This is a genomic window from Pseudoblastomonas aquimaris (genome assembly GCF_035481675.1).
In the GTDB taxonomy this organism is placed as follows: domain Bacteria; phylum Pseudomonadota; class Alphaproteobacteria; order Sphingomonadales; family Sphingomonadaceae; genus Alteriqipengyuania_B.
This window is the reverse complement of sequence record NZ_JAYJJW010000001.1, coordinates 1,418,695-1,435,371: the sequence shown is the minus strand read 5'-3', so window position 1 is coordinate 1,435,371 and position 16,677 is coordinate 1,418,695. Positions and strand designations below refer to the sequence as shown.

The 16,677-nt window shown below is 65.7% G+C and carries 13 protein-coding genes; 5 read left to right on the top strand and 8 right to left on the bottom strand.

Going from position 1 to position 16,677, the window contains the following annotated elements; all coding sequences use genetic code 11:
* The first annotated feature begins 9 nt into the window (after window positions 1-9).
* Together VCJ71_RS07090 and VCJ71_RS07085 are read left to right on the top strand one after the other, a co-directional pair.
* Window positions 10-2,118, top strand: a complete 2,109-nt coding sequence (locus VCJ71_RS07090; protein WP_324640044.1) for an autotransporter assembly complex protein TamA — start codon at window positions 10-12, stop codon at window positions 2,116-2,118.
* Window positions 2,118-6,323 carry a translocation/assembly module TamB domain-containing protein gene (locus VCJ71_RS07085; RefSeq protein ID WP_324640043.1) on the top strand — a complete coding sequence of 1,402 codons (4,206 nt, stop codon included), beginning with the start codon at window positions 2,118-2,120 and terminating at the stop codon, window positions 6,321-6,323. The genes VCJ71_RS07090 and VCJ71_RS07085 overlap by 1 nt, the downstream gene beginning before the upstream one ends.
* A gap of 3 nt (window positions 6,324-6,326) precedes the next feature.
* Here VCJ71_RS07085 and VCJ71_RS07080 read toward each other — a convergent pair whose 3' ends face one another.
* From VCJ71_RS07080 to VCJ71_RS07070, 3 genes are read right to left on the bottom strand one after another with little or no spacing between them, the layout of a single operon-like run.
* Window positions 6,327-6,896, bottom strand: coding sequence for a fasciclin domain-containing protein (locus VCJ71_RS07080; RefSeq protein ID WP_324640042.1), 570 nt, complete (start codon window positions 6,894-6,896; stop codon window positions 6,327-6,329).
* 12 nt (window positions 6,897-6,908) lie between these two features.
* Window positions 6,909-7,928 (bottom strand): hypothetical protein, encoded by a 1,020-nt coding sequence (locus VCJ71_RS07075; protein ID WP_324640040.1) that lies wholly within the window; start codon window positions 7,926-7,928, stop codon window positions 6,909-6,911.
* A gap of 57 nt (window positions 7,929-7,985) precedes the next feature.
* Entirely contained in the window at window positions 7,986-8,576 is a 591-nt protein-coding gene (locus VCJ71_RS07070; protein ID WP_324640038.1) for a lysozyme, read from the bottom strand.
* 204 nt (window positions 8,577-8,780) lie between these two features.
* Here VCJ71_RS07070 and VCJ71_RS07065 point away from each other — a divergent pair, with 204 nt between their 5' ends.
* Window positions 8,781-10,055, top strand: coding sequence for a glycosyltransferase (locus VCJ71_RS07065; protein ID WP_324640037.1), 1,275 nt, complete (start codon window positions 8,781-8,783; stop codon window positions 10,053-10,055).
* Window positions 10,056-10,131: 76 nt separating this feature from the next.
* Here the strand turns inward: VCJ71_RS07065 and glnA are convergent, their stop codons facing one another.
* The 5 genes from glnA to VCJ71_RS07040 all read right to left on the bottom strand — a co-directional run bounded on the left by glnA (window position 10,132) and on the right by VCJ71_RS07040 (window position 14,905).
* Window positions 10,132-11,541: a type I glutamate--ammonia ligase gene (glnA, locus tag VCJ71_RS07060; RefSeq protein ID WP_324640036.1), complete on the bottom strand. Its 1,410-nt coding sequence runs from the start codon at window positions 11,539-11,541 to the stop codon at window positions 10,132-10,134.
* Between the two features lie 81 nt (window positions 11,542-11,622).
* Window positions 11,623-11,961, bottom strand: coding sequence for a P-II family nitrogen regulator (locus VCJ71_RS07055; RefSeq protein WP_290135949.1), 339 nt, complete (start codon window positions 11,959-11,961; stop codon window positions 11,623-11,625).
* Between the two features lie 214 nt (window positions 11,962-12,175).
* Window positions 12,176-13,096 carry an N-acetyl-gamma-glutamyl-phosphate reductase gene (gene argC, locus VCJ71_RS07050; RefSeq protein WP_324640034.1) on the bottom strand — a complete coding sequence of 307 codons (921 nt, stop codon included), beginning with the start codon at window positions 13,094-13,096 and terminating at the stop codon, window positions 12,176-12,178.
* Entirely contained in the window at window positions 13,096-13,440 is a 345-nt protein-coding gene (locus tag VCJ71_RS07045; RefSeq protein ID WP_324640032.1) for a hypothetical protein, read from the bottom strand. Before VCJ71_RS07045 ends, argC begins: the two co-directional genes overlap by 1 nt.
* A 79-nt stretch (window positions 13,441-13,519) precedes the next feature.
* Window positions 13,520-14,905: a leucyl aminopeptidase family protein gene (locus tag VCJ71_RS07040; protein ID WP_324640030.1), complete on the bottom strand. Its 1,386-nt coding sequence runs from the start codon at window positions 14,903-14,905 to the stop codon at window positions 13,520-13,522.
* A 149-nt stretch (window positions 14,906-15,054) separates the two neighbouring features.
* Between VCJ71_RS07040 and VCJ71_RS07035 the strand changes: the two genes are divergently transcribed.
* Both VCJ71_RS07035 and map read left to right on the top strand, forming a co-directional pair.
* Entirely contained in the window at window positions 15,055-15,804 is a 750-nt protein-coding gene (locus VCJ71_RS07035) for a polysaccharide deacetylase family protein (RefSeq protein ID WP_324640028.1), read from the top strand.
* Between the two features lie 41 nt (window positions 15,805-15,845).
* Window positions 15,846-16,670 carry a type I methionyl aminopeptidase gene (gene map, locus VCJ71_RS07030; RefSeq protein WP_324640026.1) on the top strand — a complete coding sequence of 275 codons (825 nt, stop codon included), beginning with the start codon at window positions 15,846-15,848 and terminating at the stop codon, window positions 16,668-16,670.
* Window positions 16,671-16,677 lie beyond the last annotated feature (7 nt).

Here is a 16,677-nt window from a genome sequence, read left to right as displayed (position 1 = left end):
GCGCTGGCGATGGCTCTGGCCGCCGCCGCTTCGCCTGCCCTCGCGCAGGATCGCGATACCTCTGCCGAGCTCGAGGAGCTGATCCCCGACAGCGCGATCGACAACCCTGACGGCTGGGCAGGCGAGGGCGTCCCGGCGGAAAATGCCGCGCCCGATGCCCTGCCTCCGCTCGCTGCCGACGCGCCGCTCGACGATATCCCGGACATCACCGTGCCGTGGCCCGACGAGATCGAGCTGGCCGACGTGCCCGACCTCGAACCTACGGAAGATGTCCAGTTCGCGGAGAATCCGTTCGAAGTGCTGCCGGTGCTGGAAGATGGGTTCGAGGTCCGTGTTTCCGACACGACAACTCTTGTCTTCCCGTCGGAACGCTCGCTGTTCCCCGAGCAGGACGAATTCATCGACCGGTTCAAGGCCCTGTCGCAGGTCGAGGCGCTGGACAGCGACGAGGACAGCATCGCCCAACTCGCCGCCCGCGCGCGCGCCGACGAGGAACTGCTCATCCGGCTGATGCGCATCTATGGTTACTACAGCGGTGAGGTCCTGCGCTCCGTCGGTGGGATCAGCCCGGGCGAAGAGGCCGCGTCGCTGGCCGAAGGCGCTGTACGCTTCGATGTCCTGCCCGGCCCGCAATACACCATCGGGGCGGTCGACCTCGGCGAATTGGCGCAGGCCGACGATTCCGACCTCCTGCGCGATGCTTTCGAAATCCGCGCCGGCGATCCCGTGCTGCAGGACAAGATCGTCGAGGAGCAGTTCGATCTCGATACCGCGCTGGGCGCCAACGGCTATGCTTTTGCCGAGATCGACGCGCCCGAGCTGCTGATCGACCACGCGCGCGACGAAGGCGATCTCACCATGATCGTCCGTCCCAACGGCAAGTACAACTTCGGCGTGGTCACAAGCGACCGGCCGGATTTCCTGTCCGGAAACCACTTGGGCGACATCGCCCGCTTCGATCCGGGCGACCTCTACACCCGCGAAGACGAGCTGGACCTGCGCCGCGCCATCCTCGCCACCGGCCTCGTCTCCTCGGTCACGATCACGAAGCGCGAAGTCGTGGCACCGCAGCCGGGCCAGCCGGGCACCGTCGACCTCGACGTCGGTATCACGCCTGCACCCGTTAGGACGCTGGCCGGGTCGATCGGATATGGCAGCCAAGAAGGCTTCAAGATCGCCGCGAGCTGGGAACACCGCAACCTGTTCCCGCCCGAAGGTTCGCTGCGCGTGCGCGGCATCCTCGGCACGCAGGAGCAGCTGCTGGGCGTGACCTTCCGCCGCAACAACGTGGCCGGACGCGACCGCATTTTGACCATCGACGCCTACGCCAGCACGATCGACACCGTCGCTTACGACCGGCAGGCCATCGCGCTGACCGGCGTGTTCGAGCGTATTTCCACCCTGCTTTACCAAAAGCCGCTGACGTGGGGCGTGGGCGCGGAAATCCTCGCGACGCAGGAAAGCGCGGTCGACGTGGACGGCAACCGCCTGCCGCGGGAAACCTATTTTGTCGGCTCTGTCTTCGGGCGCGCGGAAATCGACACGACCGACTCCCTGCTCGATCCGCGCAAGGGCTTCCGCCTCGGCGGCTTCGTCGCGCCGGAAATCTCGCGCAACAACGACATCAAGACAAACAGCTTCTACGTCCGCACCGAAGCCACCGGCAGCTATTACCAGCCAGTGAGCGAAAGGGTGGTTGCAGCCGGCCGCTTCCGGCTCGCCAGCATCAACGGCGCGCCGCTGGAGGCCATTGCCCCGTCGCGCAGGCTTTACGCGGGCGGCGGATCTTCGGTGCGCGGCTATGGCTACCAGGCTATCGGGCCCATCACCGCCGACGGCGTGCCGACCGGGGGGCTTTCCGCCTTCGAACTGAGCGCGGAGGCGCGCATCACCACCCCGCTGCTGAACGGGCTGGTCGAGGTCGTGCCCTTCGTCGACGCCGGCACAGTCGCCCGCGGGACGACGCCGGACTTCGACGAGATCAAGATCGGCGTCGGCATCGGGGCCCGGTACAAGACCGGCTTCGGACCTATCCGCGTGGATGTGGGCGTGCCGCTCAATCCCGGCGAATTCGATAGCTCCTTTGCGGTCTATGTCGGCCTGGGGCAGGCCTTCTGATGAGCGAGGCCGAAGTAGCGGAAGTGGCCGAAGAACCGGCACCCGAGCGGCGCAAGGGTGGCTGGCCGAAGCGCATCGCCAAATGGCTGCTCGGCCTGTTCGCCTTCGTGCTCGCCGTGCTGGCAATCGGCGTGGTGGTGCTCAACAGCCCAATCGGCAAGCGCTTCGTTACCGAACAGATCGGCAAGGTCGCGCCGGCGTCCGGCCTGCGCTTCGAAGTCGGCCGGATCGAGGGTTCGCTCTACGAAAAGGCCACGCTGCACGATGTGTCGGTCTACGACCAGAAGGGCCTGTTCCTCGAAATCCCGGTTATCGAACTCGACTGGAGGCCCCTGTCTTGGTTCAGGAGCGGGCTCGATGTGCGCGAACTGATCATTCGCCGCGGGCGCCTGATGCGTCTGCCAGAGCTTATCCCGGGTGACCCGGACGCGCCGATCCTCCCCGATTTCGACATTCGCGTGGACCGCCTGATCATCGATGATCTGACCGTCGACGGCAATATTTACGGCGGCGAGGACCAGCAACTGAACCTTTTCGCCCGTGCCGACATCCGGGAAGGGCGGGTCGACTTGCTCACCAACGCCATGGTCGGGGCGGAAGACCGGGCGCTTTTCAAGCTGATCAATGTGCCCGCCGAGGGAACGTTCGACCTCAACCTCTATTACAACGCGCCTGCCGATGGTTTCTTTGCCGCGATGACCGGCATGGACGCGGACATCCGCGCCATCGGCTATGGCGACGGAACCTGGGACGCCTGGAAAGGCGGGCTTTATGCCAAGCGCAATGACAAGGAACTCGCCGCTTTCCGCCTGACCAATTTCGAAGGCAGGATCGGCCTTACGGGTCGGGCGCGCCTTGCCTCCATGCTGGATGGCATCCCAGCACGCGCAGTGGGCGAAGTGCTCAATTTCAAGGGCCTCGGTACGCTCGAGCAAAGCGTCCTGTCCGGCGAGTTTACCGCCATCAGCCCGGCCTTGCGCGTCAGCGGCGACGGCGGCGTCGACTTGGCCGACAAGGTGGTCGACGCGCTCAACCTCAGCGGGCGACTGAATGATCCGAACCTGTTTGGTGACAGCTTCACGCTGCGGGGCACGCGTTTCGATGCGCTGGTGAATGGCGATTTCCGCGACCTTACCATCGAACACGACGTGGACGTGGCCGAGTTCGTCACCGGCGACACGCGGATCGTAAATCTCGCGCAGCGCGGCACGGCGACCTACGACGGCTCGCGCTGGGTCATCCCGCTCGATGCGAGGGTGCAGCGACTGGTCACCAACACCGACTTCATCGACCCGCGACTTGTCGGCGGCACCGCGACCGGCACGCTGGTCTACACCGGGCGCGACTTGCTGGCGGACGACCTTTCTGTGCGCTTCCCCGGCCTCGCGGCCGACGTGGCGCTCAACGCCAATCTCGCCGACGGCATCTATCGCATCCGCGGGCCGGTCAGCGCAGACGTTCTCGCCATCGAGAACCTCGGCGCGATGTCTGGCAATGCGAATATCGACTTCGTCTTCGACAACGCGGGATGGCGGGTCAGCGGGCAGGTCGAGGGGCGCATGACCCGCATCGACAACGCCACGCTGGCCGACCAGACGGGCGGCAACATCCGCTTCGACGGCGGCTTCGCATTGGGCAGCGCGCAGCCGATCCGTTTCAACAACGCCACTTTCCGGTCGGCCAAGATCACCGCGAATCTCGACGGGCGTTACCAGAACGGCAATTCCACCATCGTCGGGCGCGGTCGCCATGTCGATTACGGCCCGTTCACCGTGCAGGCATCGCTCGATGCGGGCGGACCGCGCGCTGACCTGGTGTTCGCCGAACCCGCCGGCGGGTTTACCGATGTGGCGGTGGCATTGCGCCCGATCGACGACGGCTTCGGGATCGAGACCAGCGGCATCTCCCCGCTCGGCGACTTTGCCGGGACGGTGAATCTCTATGCGACCCCAGGCTCCGATACGCGGCTTGTCTTCCAGGAATTCCGCGTCGCGCAAACCGATGTGGCGGGGGAAATCGCGCTGGTGGAAGGCGGGGCGGCGGGCGACCTGCAACTGGCCGGCGGCGGACTGGACGGCACCATCGTGCTCGCGCCGCGCGAAGGTAGACAGGGCTTCGACGTCAATCTCGTCGCCAATGGCTTCGACATCGCGAGTCCCAGCCGGATCCAGATCCGCAGCGGGACGATCGATGCAAGCGGGCTCGTCGGAGGCGACGAACCGCCCACGGTGGAGGCCGACATCGACCTCACCGGCGTGCGCTATGGCGGGCTCGTCATCAATCGCCTGCGTGCCGAGGCCGACCTGGTGGACGGTGTCGGCACGTTCGAAGGCGCGCTGGCTGGGCGCAGGCGCAGCCGCTTCGCGCTGCAGTTCAAGGGGCAGGCGACATCCGAGCAGGTCCGTTTCGTGGCCGGGGGCGAGTATGCCGGGCGCGATATCGTGATGCCGCGCTACGCCGTGCTCGACAAGGATCCGGACGGCACCTGGACCCTGATGCCTACGCAGCTGCGCTATGCCGGCGGGTCGCTGACGGTGGAAGGCGGCTTTGGCGGACCGCGCGAGCCGCGTATCGATCTCGCCGTCTCGAACATGCCGCTCTCGCTCGCCGATGTGGCAGGGGCCGATCTCGGCCTTGGCGGCACCATCTCGGGGCGTATCAACTACGCACCCAGCGCGGACGGCCAGCCGACGGGCGAGGCGCGGGTAAAGATTTCCGGGCTCACTCGTTCGGGCCTCGTCCTCACCAGCCGCCCGATCGACGTGAACCTGGTCGCAAACCTCACCCCGACACGGCTCGATACGCGCGCGCTTATCAAGGCCGACGGCGGCATCAGCGGGCGCTTGCAGGGGCGGATCACGGGCCTGCCGGGTAGCGGCGGGTTGGTAGACCGGCTCTATGCAGGCGACCTGCTGGCCCAGTTCCGTTACAGCGGTCCGGCCGAAGGCGTATGGCGTCTCGCTGCGCTGGATGCATTCGACATCACCGGCCCGCTGAATGCGGCGGCGGATGTCACCGGCAGCCTCGGCCAGCCACGCTTCCGCGGATCGGTGGCGGGCGACAATCTTCGCCTGCGCAGCTCGCTATCGGGCACCGATATTACCAATATGCGCATGCGCGGCGAATTCGACGATGCGCGCCTGCTGCTGCGCAGCTTCAGCGGCACCGCCCCCAACGGCGGGACCGTGAGCGGCAGCGGCTACATCGATCTCGCCAATCTCGGCACCGGGCGCGGACCGGACATCGACCTGCGCATTGCCGCTCGCAACGCCGAACTGATCGAGCGGGAGGGGCTGGGCGCCACCGTCACCGGACCGCTTCGCATCGTCTCCAACGGTATCGGCGGGACGATTGCCGGGCGCGTGCGCCTGAACGGTGCGAACTGGTCGCTCGGCGGGCCGGCCGCGGCCCAGCGCCTGCCGGACATCCAGATCCGCGAAATCAACCTGCCGCAAGACCGCCGCGCCGCGGTGTCGGTAGCCGCACCTTGGCGCTTCCTGATCGATGCGGAGGCGCCGCTGGGCGGCATCGACGTGAAGGGCCTCGGCCTCGAAAGCGAATGGCGCGGCAATATCCGGCTGCGCGGGACGACCGATGAGCCGCGGATAGGCGGCCAGGTCAGCGTCGTGCGGGGCGACTACACCTTTGCCGGAACTCGGTTCGAACTGACGAAAGGCGAGATCAGCTTCACCGAAGATGCGCCGATCGATCCGTTGCTGGACATCGTGGCGGAGACGAGCGTGCCGGGGCTGGACGTCACGGTCACCATCGGCGGTTCGGCGACGCGCACTGACATCGACTTCAGCTCGACCCCGCCGCTGCCGCGCGAGGAAATCCTTGCCCGGCTGCTGTTCGGCGGTTCGATCAGCGACCTGTCGGCAACCGATGCGCTGCAGCTGGGCGCGGCCATCGCCTCGCTCAACAGCAGCGGGGGCGGCGGGCTCGACCCGATAAACCGCCTGCGCACCGCCGTCGGCCTCGACCGGCTGCGCATCGTCGCCGCCGACCCGGCGCTCGACCGCGGCACGGCGGTGGCGCTGGGCAAGAACATCACCGACCAGCTCTATGTCGAAATCATCACAGACGGGCAGGGCTACAGCGCGACCGAACTCGAATACCGGGTCACGCGCTGGCTGGTGCTTCTGGCAAGCGTGTCGACAATCGGCCGCGAGAGTGTCGCGGCCGAGTATCGACGGGATTACTGAGAGTTATTCGGCGGCGGTAGTCGCGGCCGGAATATCGACCAGCACGCCATCGATGGGGATGACCACGCCGTTGCTGGCGGTGCTGGCAGAGCCTTCGAGACGGGCGGATTTCCCGCCCGGCCCGGCCACCATGATCGTTTCTCCGTCCATGGTGAAGGTCAGGTCTTCCCCGCCATAGCTGGCCATGGTGACCGATCCGCCATCGGCACTTTCGATCGCCTTGCGGATGTCGTCCGGGCTCAGGTAACCCGGCACGATATGCTGCCGGACGACGGCGACCGCGAGCGGTCGGCCTTCGGCACCGGTAAGGGCTGTGCCTTCGGGAACGGCAGCCTCGAATGCGGCGTCGCTTGGTGCCAGCACGGTGTAGGAAGCGGCACCGTCGAACACGCCTGACAATCCGCTGTCCGACAGCGTCGACGCAACCGTCGAGATCCCGTCGGCCTGGCCGATCACAGTGGCCAGGGTGGACGAGTCGCTCGCGGTCCCTGCGGGTTCGCTTGCGCCATCTTCGGCGCTGCATCCGGCAAGCGCGAGGGCACCTGCCGCGCAGGCAAGGAACAGATGTTTCATTCCGGGCTCCCCTCAGAGGATCAATTCGATGGCGGATGCGATCAGTCGCGTCTCCGGATCGACCTGGTAGATATAGCCGTCCGAGTAGCGGTAATTCGCCTGCGGCGTGTCGTAGTACTGGTCGCGATAGCGCGGCGGCACGTTGTAGACATCGTACCCACGCGGCATCGGCTGGCCGATGCGGAAGTCGTCTCCGGTCAGCAGCGCTGCGATCGAGGTGATCGCAGCCGTTTCCGGATCGACGCGGTAAAGGACGTTATCGGAATAGCGATAGCTGTCGCGGCCGCCGAGGGACCAGTAATCCTCGTAATAGGAGGGCACGGCGGTACGCTGGTAGCTGTTCGGCCAGACATTGCCGATCGACAGGGCTCCGCCCAGCAGCGGCAGGTAAGAACCGATCCCGCCATCGCGGCCAAGCCGCACGAGATAGCCGTCGTCGTAATAATAGCGTCCGTCGTTCAGGCCGCGATAGCCGAAGAAGCCGGGATCGTAATCGCGCTGCTTCGCGAGGCCGGGAGGGGTGCAGCCGTTGCGCTTCTTGGCGAGACCCGGGGGGCACCCGTCGAGCAGGCTGGTGCGCCGCGTATCGCGGATTCCGAAGACTTCGCCGACTGTGCCTATAATGCCGTCGTTCCCGCGGCGGTCCGGACCGCGATCGACCGCGACGGCGCGATTTCCATTGCCGTTGCCATTGCCGTTATTCCCGACGCGGATGCGGTCATTACCGTTGCCGCGGTTGCCGTTATTTCCGTTGCCGCGAGCGTAATCGTTGCCGCGGTCGGCTTTTCCGGCGTTCGCATTGCCGCGATTGCCGTTCCCGTTGCCGCGCATGGCCTTGTCGGGGCCGCCGCGCTGCTGCACGGCGCCGCCACCACGGTTGCCGTTACCGTTGTTCTTTTGCGCAGACTGTGCCGCGGGCGGGCCGTTGCCATTACCGTTTCCGTTGCCATTACCGTTGCCCTTACCTTGGGCGTAGGCACCGCCCGAAATGGCGAGGGCGGCGCAAGCGCATGCAAGTGCCAGATTTCTCATGTTACAACTCCTTTGCCGATTAACGCTTGTCGGCTTGGGAGTGTTCCTGCCGGCTTCTCAGCCTTGGTAAAGCGCCGCTTCGGCAGCGCGCCTGCGCACGAGGCCTTTCAGCACCCTTCCGCCGGCGCGATTCCATCGGGCGAATTCGCGGACAGCGTCGTCGTGGCGGCCGGCGCGGTGGCGCTTGGTCAATGTGGCCCTGTGGATCGCTCCGGTGTTGAAATGGAAGGAAACGAGCGCGTCGAATTGGGCCTGCGTGGTCACGGTATCGCCGATGGCAACATCGACATCCTGCGCGTGGCGGGCGACGTCCTCTTCCAGCCGCGCATCGCATTGCGCGCGGGTCCATACGGTTCGCGGGCCGATGTCGGGCCCGGTCGCGCCCCAGCCGATGGTCCATGGCGCGCCCCCCGTGCCAGGGTCCGGATAGGCGGCGTAGCTGCCGTCCGCCCGCCGTTTCGCGCAGCCTTCGAATCGCTGGATCAACGCAATACCTCGCGGGGAAACCCTGCGTTCGCCGGCAACGGTTGGAGCGGGGCAAGACCCGAACGCTTCGTCCAGCGCCTCGCTCAATCGCCGGCTTTCTTCGGCATCGAGGCCGCGCCCGGCGATTGCGCGGACCGTTTCGAAAATCAGGGGATGGTGCATGATGTGCCCTCGTCGTCGGATTGGGGCCGGGTCAGCTATCGCGTCTTTGTCGTGTAGGAAAACGGTTTCAAGCGGGGCGGACAGGAGCGGCCCGATTGCCGGACTTGCTCATCCACGGTTAAACTCCATATGAGCACCGCGTCGGCGACGATTGCATTTGAAACCGATCCGCAGTCCGGGCCGTAGCTGTCGGGGTCTGCAAACTTGAAGACTGGAACCGCGATGCCCGGCTCGGCAAAGCCACTGCTGATCTGCGACCTGACGCAAAGCTACTCCGCGCACGGCGGCGGGGGCATCAGCACCTACTTACGCGAGAAGCGCGAATATCTCGCCGCCAAGACGCCGCATCGCCACCTGCAGATCGTGCCCGGCCCGGAAGACCGCATCGTCGAGCGTGGCAACCATATCTGGTGCGAAATCGGCTCCGACCCGGTGCGCGGTAGCCCCAACTACCGCTTCATCCTGCGCACGTCGAAAGTGCGAGAGGTGCTGGCACATTACCAGCCGGACGTCATCGAATCGCTCTGCCCGTGGATCCTCCCGTGGACGGCGATCCGCCATCGTCGCGCCTTTCCCGGCACCGCGCTGGTGGCCGGATACCGGACGGATTTTCCTGAAGCTCATGTCCACCGCGTCGCCACCGATGTCGGCGGCAAGTGGTTCGGCAAATTCATGCGCTTCATGAGCATTTGCTACGGCGAGATCACCTACCGCGAATTCGACCGTATCTACACGCTAGGCCGGGACAATTTGCCGGCGTTGGCGGAAATGAAGGTCGACAGGGTCGACATGCTCAACCTGGGCGTCGACACGAACCTCTTCTCCCCCGAAGCCCGCGATCCGGCTTTCCGGCGCGAGCTTGGCTTATCCGGCCATGGGCCACTGCTGGCCTATGCCGGGCGCATCGACAACGAGAAGAAGGCCGATCGCCTTGTCGAACTGATGCGGCGCCTGCCGCGCGAGATGGGCGCGGACCTTGTCATGCTGGGTGACGGAAAGCTGCGCGAGCCGCTCGAGCTGGTCGCCCGTTCGGAAGGTCTGCCGATCGCCTTTACCGGCTTCGTCGGCGACAGAGCGCAGCTCGCCCGCGCGCTGGCATCGTCGGACATCTACGTGTCCGCCATGGCGGACGAGACTTTCGGCATTTCGATCATCGAGGCGCAGAGCTGCGGCTTGCCTGTGGTGGGTGTGCATTCGGGTGCCATGCCGGCGCGGGTCACCCCGCAGCTCGGCCGGCTCGGTCCGGTCGACGATATCGACGCAATGACCCGCTTCGTGCAGGAAATCTGGCGCGGCGAAGTTGAGGCAATGGGGCAGGCCGCGCGCGACCACGTGCTTGCCAACTTCAGTTGGGACCGCACCTTCGAGCGTCTCTTGGGGACGGTCTATCCCCCCGCGCTGGCCCGCGCAGCCCGGCGCGTCGGCCGTCCCGCACCCACGACCGTGATTACTGGCGCACCGATCCCGGAAGCCACATAAAGAAACGGCGCCCGGTCTCCCGGACGCCGCTCTTTTCCTTGCGCTACCGCTTTGCTGCTTGTGCGCAGGCCGGCGCTTACGCGCTGTAATACATGTCAAATTCCGCGGCCGTCGGCGTGGTTTCCCAGCGCGAGACGTCTTCCCACAGCAATTCGGCATAGGCGAGGATCTGGTCCTGGCTGAAGACGTCGCCTTCCAGCAGGAACTGGTGATCGGCCTCCAGCGCTTCGAGCGCTTCGCGTAGCGAACCGGCGACGGTCGGCACATTGGCCAGCTCGGCCGGCGGCAGGTCGTAGAGGTTCTTGTCCATCGCCTCGCCCGGGTGGATCTTGTTCCGGATCCCGTCGAGGCCGGCCATCAGCAGCGCCGAGTAGCACAGGTAGGGGTTGGCCATCGCGTCGGGGAAGCGGAATTCAACGCGCTTCGCCTTCTCGCCCGCACCATAGGGGATGCGGCACGATGCCGAACGGTTGCGCGCCGAATAGGCGAGCAGCACCGGCGCCTCGAAGCCCGGAACCAACCGCTTGTAGCTGTTCGTGGTCGGGTTGGTGAAGGCGTTCAGGGCCTTGGCGTGCTTGATGACGCCGCCGATGTAATAGAGGCAGGTTTCCGAAAGGCCGGCATATTCGTTGCCCGCGAACAGGGGCTTGCCGTCGTCCCAGATCGACATGTGGGTGTGCATCCCGCTGCCGTTGTCGTCCTTGATCGGCTTGGGCATGAAAGTCGCCGTCTTGCCGTAGGCGTGGGCGACCTGGTGCACCACGTACTTGTATATCTGCATCTCGTCGGCGGTCTTCACCAGCGTGGAGAAGGTCAGGCCAAGCTCGTGCTGGGCAGCGGCAACCTCGTGGTGATGCTTGTCGCAGTCGAGACCCATTTCGAGCATCGTCGCGACCATTTCGCCGCGGATGTCCATGGCGCTGTCGACCGGCGCGACGGGGAAGTAGCCGCCCTTGGCGCGCGGGCGGTGGGCCATGTTGCCGCCGGGCAGTTCAGCGCCCGAATTGGTCGGCAGTTCGACATCGTCGATTTGGTAGCCGCTGCCGGCATAGCCGTCTTCGAAGCGGACGTCGTCGAACATGAAGAATTCGGCTTCCGGACCGACGTAGATCGTGTCGCCGATGCCGGTCGACTTCAGGAACGCTTCGGCGCGCTTCGCAGTGGAGCGGGGGTCACGCGAGTAGAGATCGCCGGTCGAAGGCTCCAGCACGTCGCAGAACAGGACCATCATCGGCGTTGCGCTGAACGGATCGAGATAGGTGCGCTCCAGATCCGGCTTCAGGATCATGTCGCTTTCGTTGATGGCCTTCCAGCCGGCGATGGAAGAACCGTCGAACATCAGCCCGTCTTCCAGCGTATCTTCGTTCATCGCGCCCGCCGTCATGGTCAGGTGCTGCCACTTGCCGCGGGGATCGGTGAAACGCAGGTCGACCCATTCGACCTCGTTGTCCTTCATTTCCTTCAGAACGTCGCTAACCTTGGACATGCAAATGCTCCTGCTTTGGTGTTTGTTCGGGCCGGCGGCTGGTCCGCCGCGCCCCTGTTTCCGGTATTGAATTGTTGTGCGTCAGATCGCGTCGTCGTCGCGCTCTCCGGTGCGGATGCGCAGCGCGCTCTCGATGTTGGTGACGAAAATCTTGCCGTCGCCGATGCGGCCCGTCTGGGCAGCCGATGCGATAGCTTCGACGCAGCGTTCGGCGATGTCGTCGCCCACGATCACGTCCAGTTTCACCTTCGGCAGGAAATCGACGACATATTCCGCCCCGCGGTAAAGCTCGGTGTGGCCCTTCTGCCGGCCGAAGCCCTTGGCCTCCGTCACGGTGATGCCGGACACGCCGACTTCGTGCAGCGCCTCCTTCACCTCGTCCAGCTTGAATGGCTTGATGATGGCTTCGATCTTTTTCATCGCCGGCCGTGGCCCCTCTCGTGCGTCCCTGATTTTCCGACCCTGACCGACCAACGCAGCGAAGCGGCGATTCGGTCCCGTCGCGTGCGCATGGTATCAAAATTCGTGCCAGAAAGCGGGCACTCGTTTTACGGATGGGGGCGACCAAATCGCGGGGAATGGCGGCAAAGATTGCCCGATTCTTGCGCGGGGCGATGCCGCAATTTTGGGCAGGTCAGAGCCGCAGCCCGGCCGTTTCTTCCAGCCCTGCCATCAGGTTCAGGTTCTGCACCGCGGCGCCGCTGGCCCCCTTGCCGAGGTTGTCGAGCCGCGCGACGAGCCGCGCGTGCCATCCGCCCGCATTGCCGAACACGAACAGTTCCATCCCGTCGTGCGGAGCGGTATCGACGTCCAGCAACAGTTCGCCAACCGGTTCTTGCGGATGGACGGTGACGATGCGGGAATCGGCGTAGAACGTGGCCAACGCCTCCCGCAGGTTGTCGGCGGTCGGATCGCCCGACATCGCACCAAGATGGAGCGGCACCTCGACGATCATCCCGCGATAGGCCGGCACGACGGCTGGGGCGAAGATGACCGGATGGGCCAGGCCCGCATGGGCCTTCATCTCCGGCAAATGCTTGTGCGCAAGTTCGTAGCCATAGGCGCGGAATGCAGGTGCGCCGTCCGCTTCGTACCGTTCGATCAGCGCCTTGCCGCCGCCGGAATAGCCGCTGACGGCGTTTATCGTGAAGGGCCAGTCTGCCGGCAGGAGGCCGGCGCGGACCAGCGGCGCGACAAGGCCGAGGAAGCCGGTCGGGTAGCAACCGGGATTGCTGACGAAGCGCGCGCGTGCCACGGCCTCGCGCCCGACCAGTTCGGGAAAGCCGTAGGTCCAGCCATCGGCCACGCGGTGGGCGCTGGAGGCGTCGATAACGCGCGTGGTGTCGTTGTCGATCAGGGCGACCGCTTCGCGCGCCGCGTCATCTGGCAGGCAGAGGATCGCGACATCGCACTCGTTCAGCGCCTCGCGCCGGGCGACGGTGTCCTTGCGCCGGTCATCGTCGAGCACGATCAGGGAGAATTCGCTGCGCCCCTGCAGCCGCTCGGCGATCTCGAGGCCGGTGGTGCCGGCTGCCCCGTCGATGAAGACCTGCATCAGCCCGCCGGCTCGATCCGGTCGAGCGCGACATAGCCGACCGGACCGTCGAGCGAGACGCAGCCCCAGGCATAGCCGCGCGCCACATCGAGCACTTCGAACGGGCTGCCCGCCTCGAGATGGGTGCGCTTGTCCGACGCGCTGTCGCAGTCGGCGAGCAAGTCGGCTCCGCCTTCTGCGATCGTGTGCGGTTCGGCCTCGGCGTAGTGGGGCACGAAATAGCGCCCGGCGAGGCCGATATGCGCCAGGTCGCCGCGCAGCGGAACGCGCGCAGGGTCGGGCTTCTCGACCTTGCCACCGAGGATAAACGGCCCAAGCGGATCGATTCCGGCGTCTTCGCTCAACTGTCTTCCTGCCCCTTGGCCCTTGCGCTGCAAACCCAGCGTTTCCGCGACTTATACAGGCGGGTCCTTACGCACAAGTTCACGCCGCGTAGCGTCCACGGAGCATGTGGTAGGCCGCACGAAGGCCAAGCGCCTCGCCGCCCTTGGGCCGGCCGGGCTTGGCGAAGGGTCGCCAGGCGAAGGTGTCGAAATGCGCCCAGTCGATCCCGTCTCCGACGAACTTGTCGAGGAACAGGCCCGCGACGCTCGCGCCGGCATAGGGGTTCGAATGCGCGTTGTTGGTGTCCGCGATATCGGACTTCAGATATTCGCGATAGGCATCGGGCAGGGGCAGGCGCCACGGTTCGTCGTCGTGCGCCTTGCCCGCCGCGACCAGCGCGTCTGCCGTTGCGTCGCGCCGCGCCATCAGCGCAGGCAAATCGGGGCCGAGGGCCACGCGCGCCGCGCCGGTCAGGGTCGCGAAATCGAGGATAAGGTCGGGATCGTGCTCGCTCGCCAGCGTCAGCGCGTCGCCCAGGATCAGCCGGCCTTCCGCGTCGGTGTTGCCGATTTCGACCGTCAGCCTCTTGCGACTGTTCAACACGTCGCCCGGGCGAAAGGCATTGGAGGAGATCGCGTTCTCTACCGCCGGCACGATGCAGTGCAGCCGCACGGGCAGTTCGGCCTGCATGATTAGTTCGGCCAGTGCGAGCGCGTGCGCCGCGCCGCCCATGTCCTTCTTCATCAGCTTCATACCGGCTGCGGATTTGACGTCGAGACCGCCGGAATCGAAGCAGACCCCCTTGCCGACGATGGCGAGGCGCGGATTGCCTTCCTTGCCCCATTCGAATTCGATGAGGCGCGGTGCGTGATGGCGGCTGGCGGCGCGGCCGACCGCGTGGACCATCGGGAAGCCTCGTTCCAGCGCGTCGCCGCGCACGATGTTCAGCTTCGCCCCGAAGCGCTTGGCGAGCTTTTCCGCATGCTCTTCCAGCGCGGCCGGGCCCATGTCCTCGGCCGGCGTGTTGACGAGGTCGCGCACGGTGCACACTGCCTGCGCTTCCGCCTTGGCGCCGTCGATCGCCTTGACCTGCTTGGTCAGCAGGACGCGCGGGCCCTGCGCCTTGTCGTCTTTCGTATAGCGGTCGAAGCGGTATTGCGCGGTCTGCCAGCCGTGCAGTGCAGGGCCCGCATCGCCGGAATTGAGGCGATAAGTGCCGGCGGGAAGGACTTCTGCCAGCCGGGCGAGGCACCAGCTCGACAAGGATTGCGGATCGGCGACTCCGCCGACGGCGAACCAGCCATCGCCATCCGGCACGATGGCTGTTTCGTATCCCCCGCCGGTGAATTTCTGCGCATCGAGGGCGGTACGCTGGCCGCCGCTCAAGCCCTTTTTCCAGTCGCTGAAGCTCGCCTCGTTGACGAGATGGATGGCAACCGCGTCCTGGTCGCGATCCGGCTGGATGAGATCGGTCTTGTCTGTCATGGTTTCCCCTAACGCCCTTTAGGAGAAGAAATCCAATGCGCCGTGTCCTGTTCCCCGTGTTGGCTGCGCTGACCCCGGCAATGGTGCTCACAGCCTGCCAGCAACCGGATGGGCAGACGGCGGGAAAAGATGGTGCAGCAGAGACCTCGGTGCGGACGACCGCATCCGCCAGCGCGTCGTCGAGTGCGGATTCCGATACGCCCGAGCCAACGCCCGGTGCGACCGCGAACGCCACGTCGATTTCGGAGAAACTGCAGGGCGGCGAATTCACCATGGAATATTTGTGGCCTGCCGCCGTCTCCGCCATCCCCGCACTCGCGCGGCGGCTGGGCGAGGAGCGCGATCGTATCGCGGACGAGGAGAAGGCGGAGTGGCGCGACATGATCGTCGAATGCCCCGCGGATGCCGTGACCTGCCGGAACCGCAGCTTCGGCAAGGAATGGAAGGTCGTCGCCGACCTGCCGTCCTATCTCAGCCTGTCCGCCGACGTCTCGACCTATCGCGGCGGGGCGCACGGCAATTACGGCATGGAATCGCTGGTGTGGGACAAGCGCGGGGGAGAGGCCGTGGACGGGATCGACCTGTTCCGCTCTCCCGAAGCGCTCGGCGAGGCGGTGGCCGCGCGGTATTGCAAGGCGCTCGACCAGAAACGCTTCGGCCGCCGCGGGATCGAGCTTCCTTCCGACGATCCGTTCTCCGATTGCCCGACGATGGACGAGCTTGCCGTGCTGGTCGGCTCCTCGAACGGCAAGACCTTTGATCGGATTACGCTCTACGCCGCGCCCTACGTGGCGGGCAGCTACGCCGAAGGGGCTTACGAGGTCGATCTCGACATCGACAGGGCCGTCATCGCGTCAGTCAAGCCTGCCTATCGCCGGGATTTCAGCGTCCGGCGCTAGCGCACTCGCAATTTGCCGCCCGGATCGCTACATGGCGGCACATGAATTTGTACCAGACAGTCGATAGCACCCAGACCGTCCTGCGCGACGGCACGATCAAGCTGCATGACGAGGCAGGCTTCGAAGGCATGCGCAAGGCGGGCCGGCTGGCCGCCGAAATCCTCGATGCGATTGCCGAACACGTGGTGCCGGGCGTCTCGACGGAAGAGCTCGACACGCGCATCCGCGAGATGATGCTGGATGGCGGCGCGGTGCCGGCGACGCTGGGCTATCGCGGTTACACCCATTCCAGCTGCATCTCGATCAACCACGTGATCTGCCACGGCATCCCGTCGGACAAGGTCCTGCGCGACGGCGACATACTCAACATCGATGTCACCCCGCTGCTGGACGGCTGGCACGGCGATACCAGCCGGATGTACTTTGTGGGCGAACCGCCGCTGAAGGCGAAAAAGCTGGTCGATGTGACTTACGAATGCCTGATGAAGGGCATCGAGGTTGCGCAGCCCGGCGCGCGGCTGGGCGATATCGGCGCGGCGATCCTCGAACATGCGCAGAACCACCGCTACGGCGTGGTACGCGAATTTTGCGGGCACGGCCTCGGCCGGCTGTTCCACGATGCGCCCGAAGTGGTCCATGCTGCAAAGGCCGGCACCGGGCCCGAACTGAAGCCGGGCATGTTCTTCACGATCGAGCCGATGATCAATCTCGGCAAGCCATGGGCGAAGATCCTCAAGGACGGCTGGACCGCGGTGACCCGCGACAAGTCGCTCTCGGCCCAGTTCGAACACTCGATTGCCATCACCGAGACGGGCAACGAGATTTTCACGAAAAGCCCGACCGGCAAAGACCGGCCGCCCTACTGACGCGAGG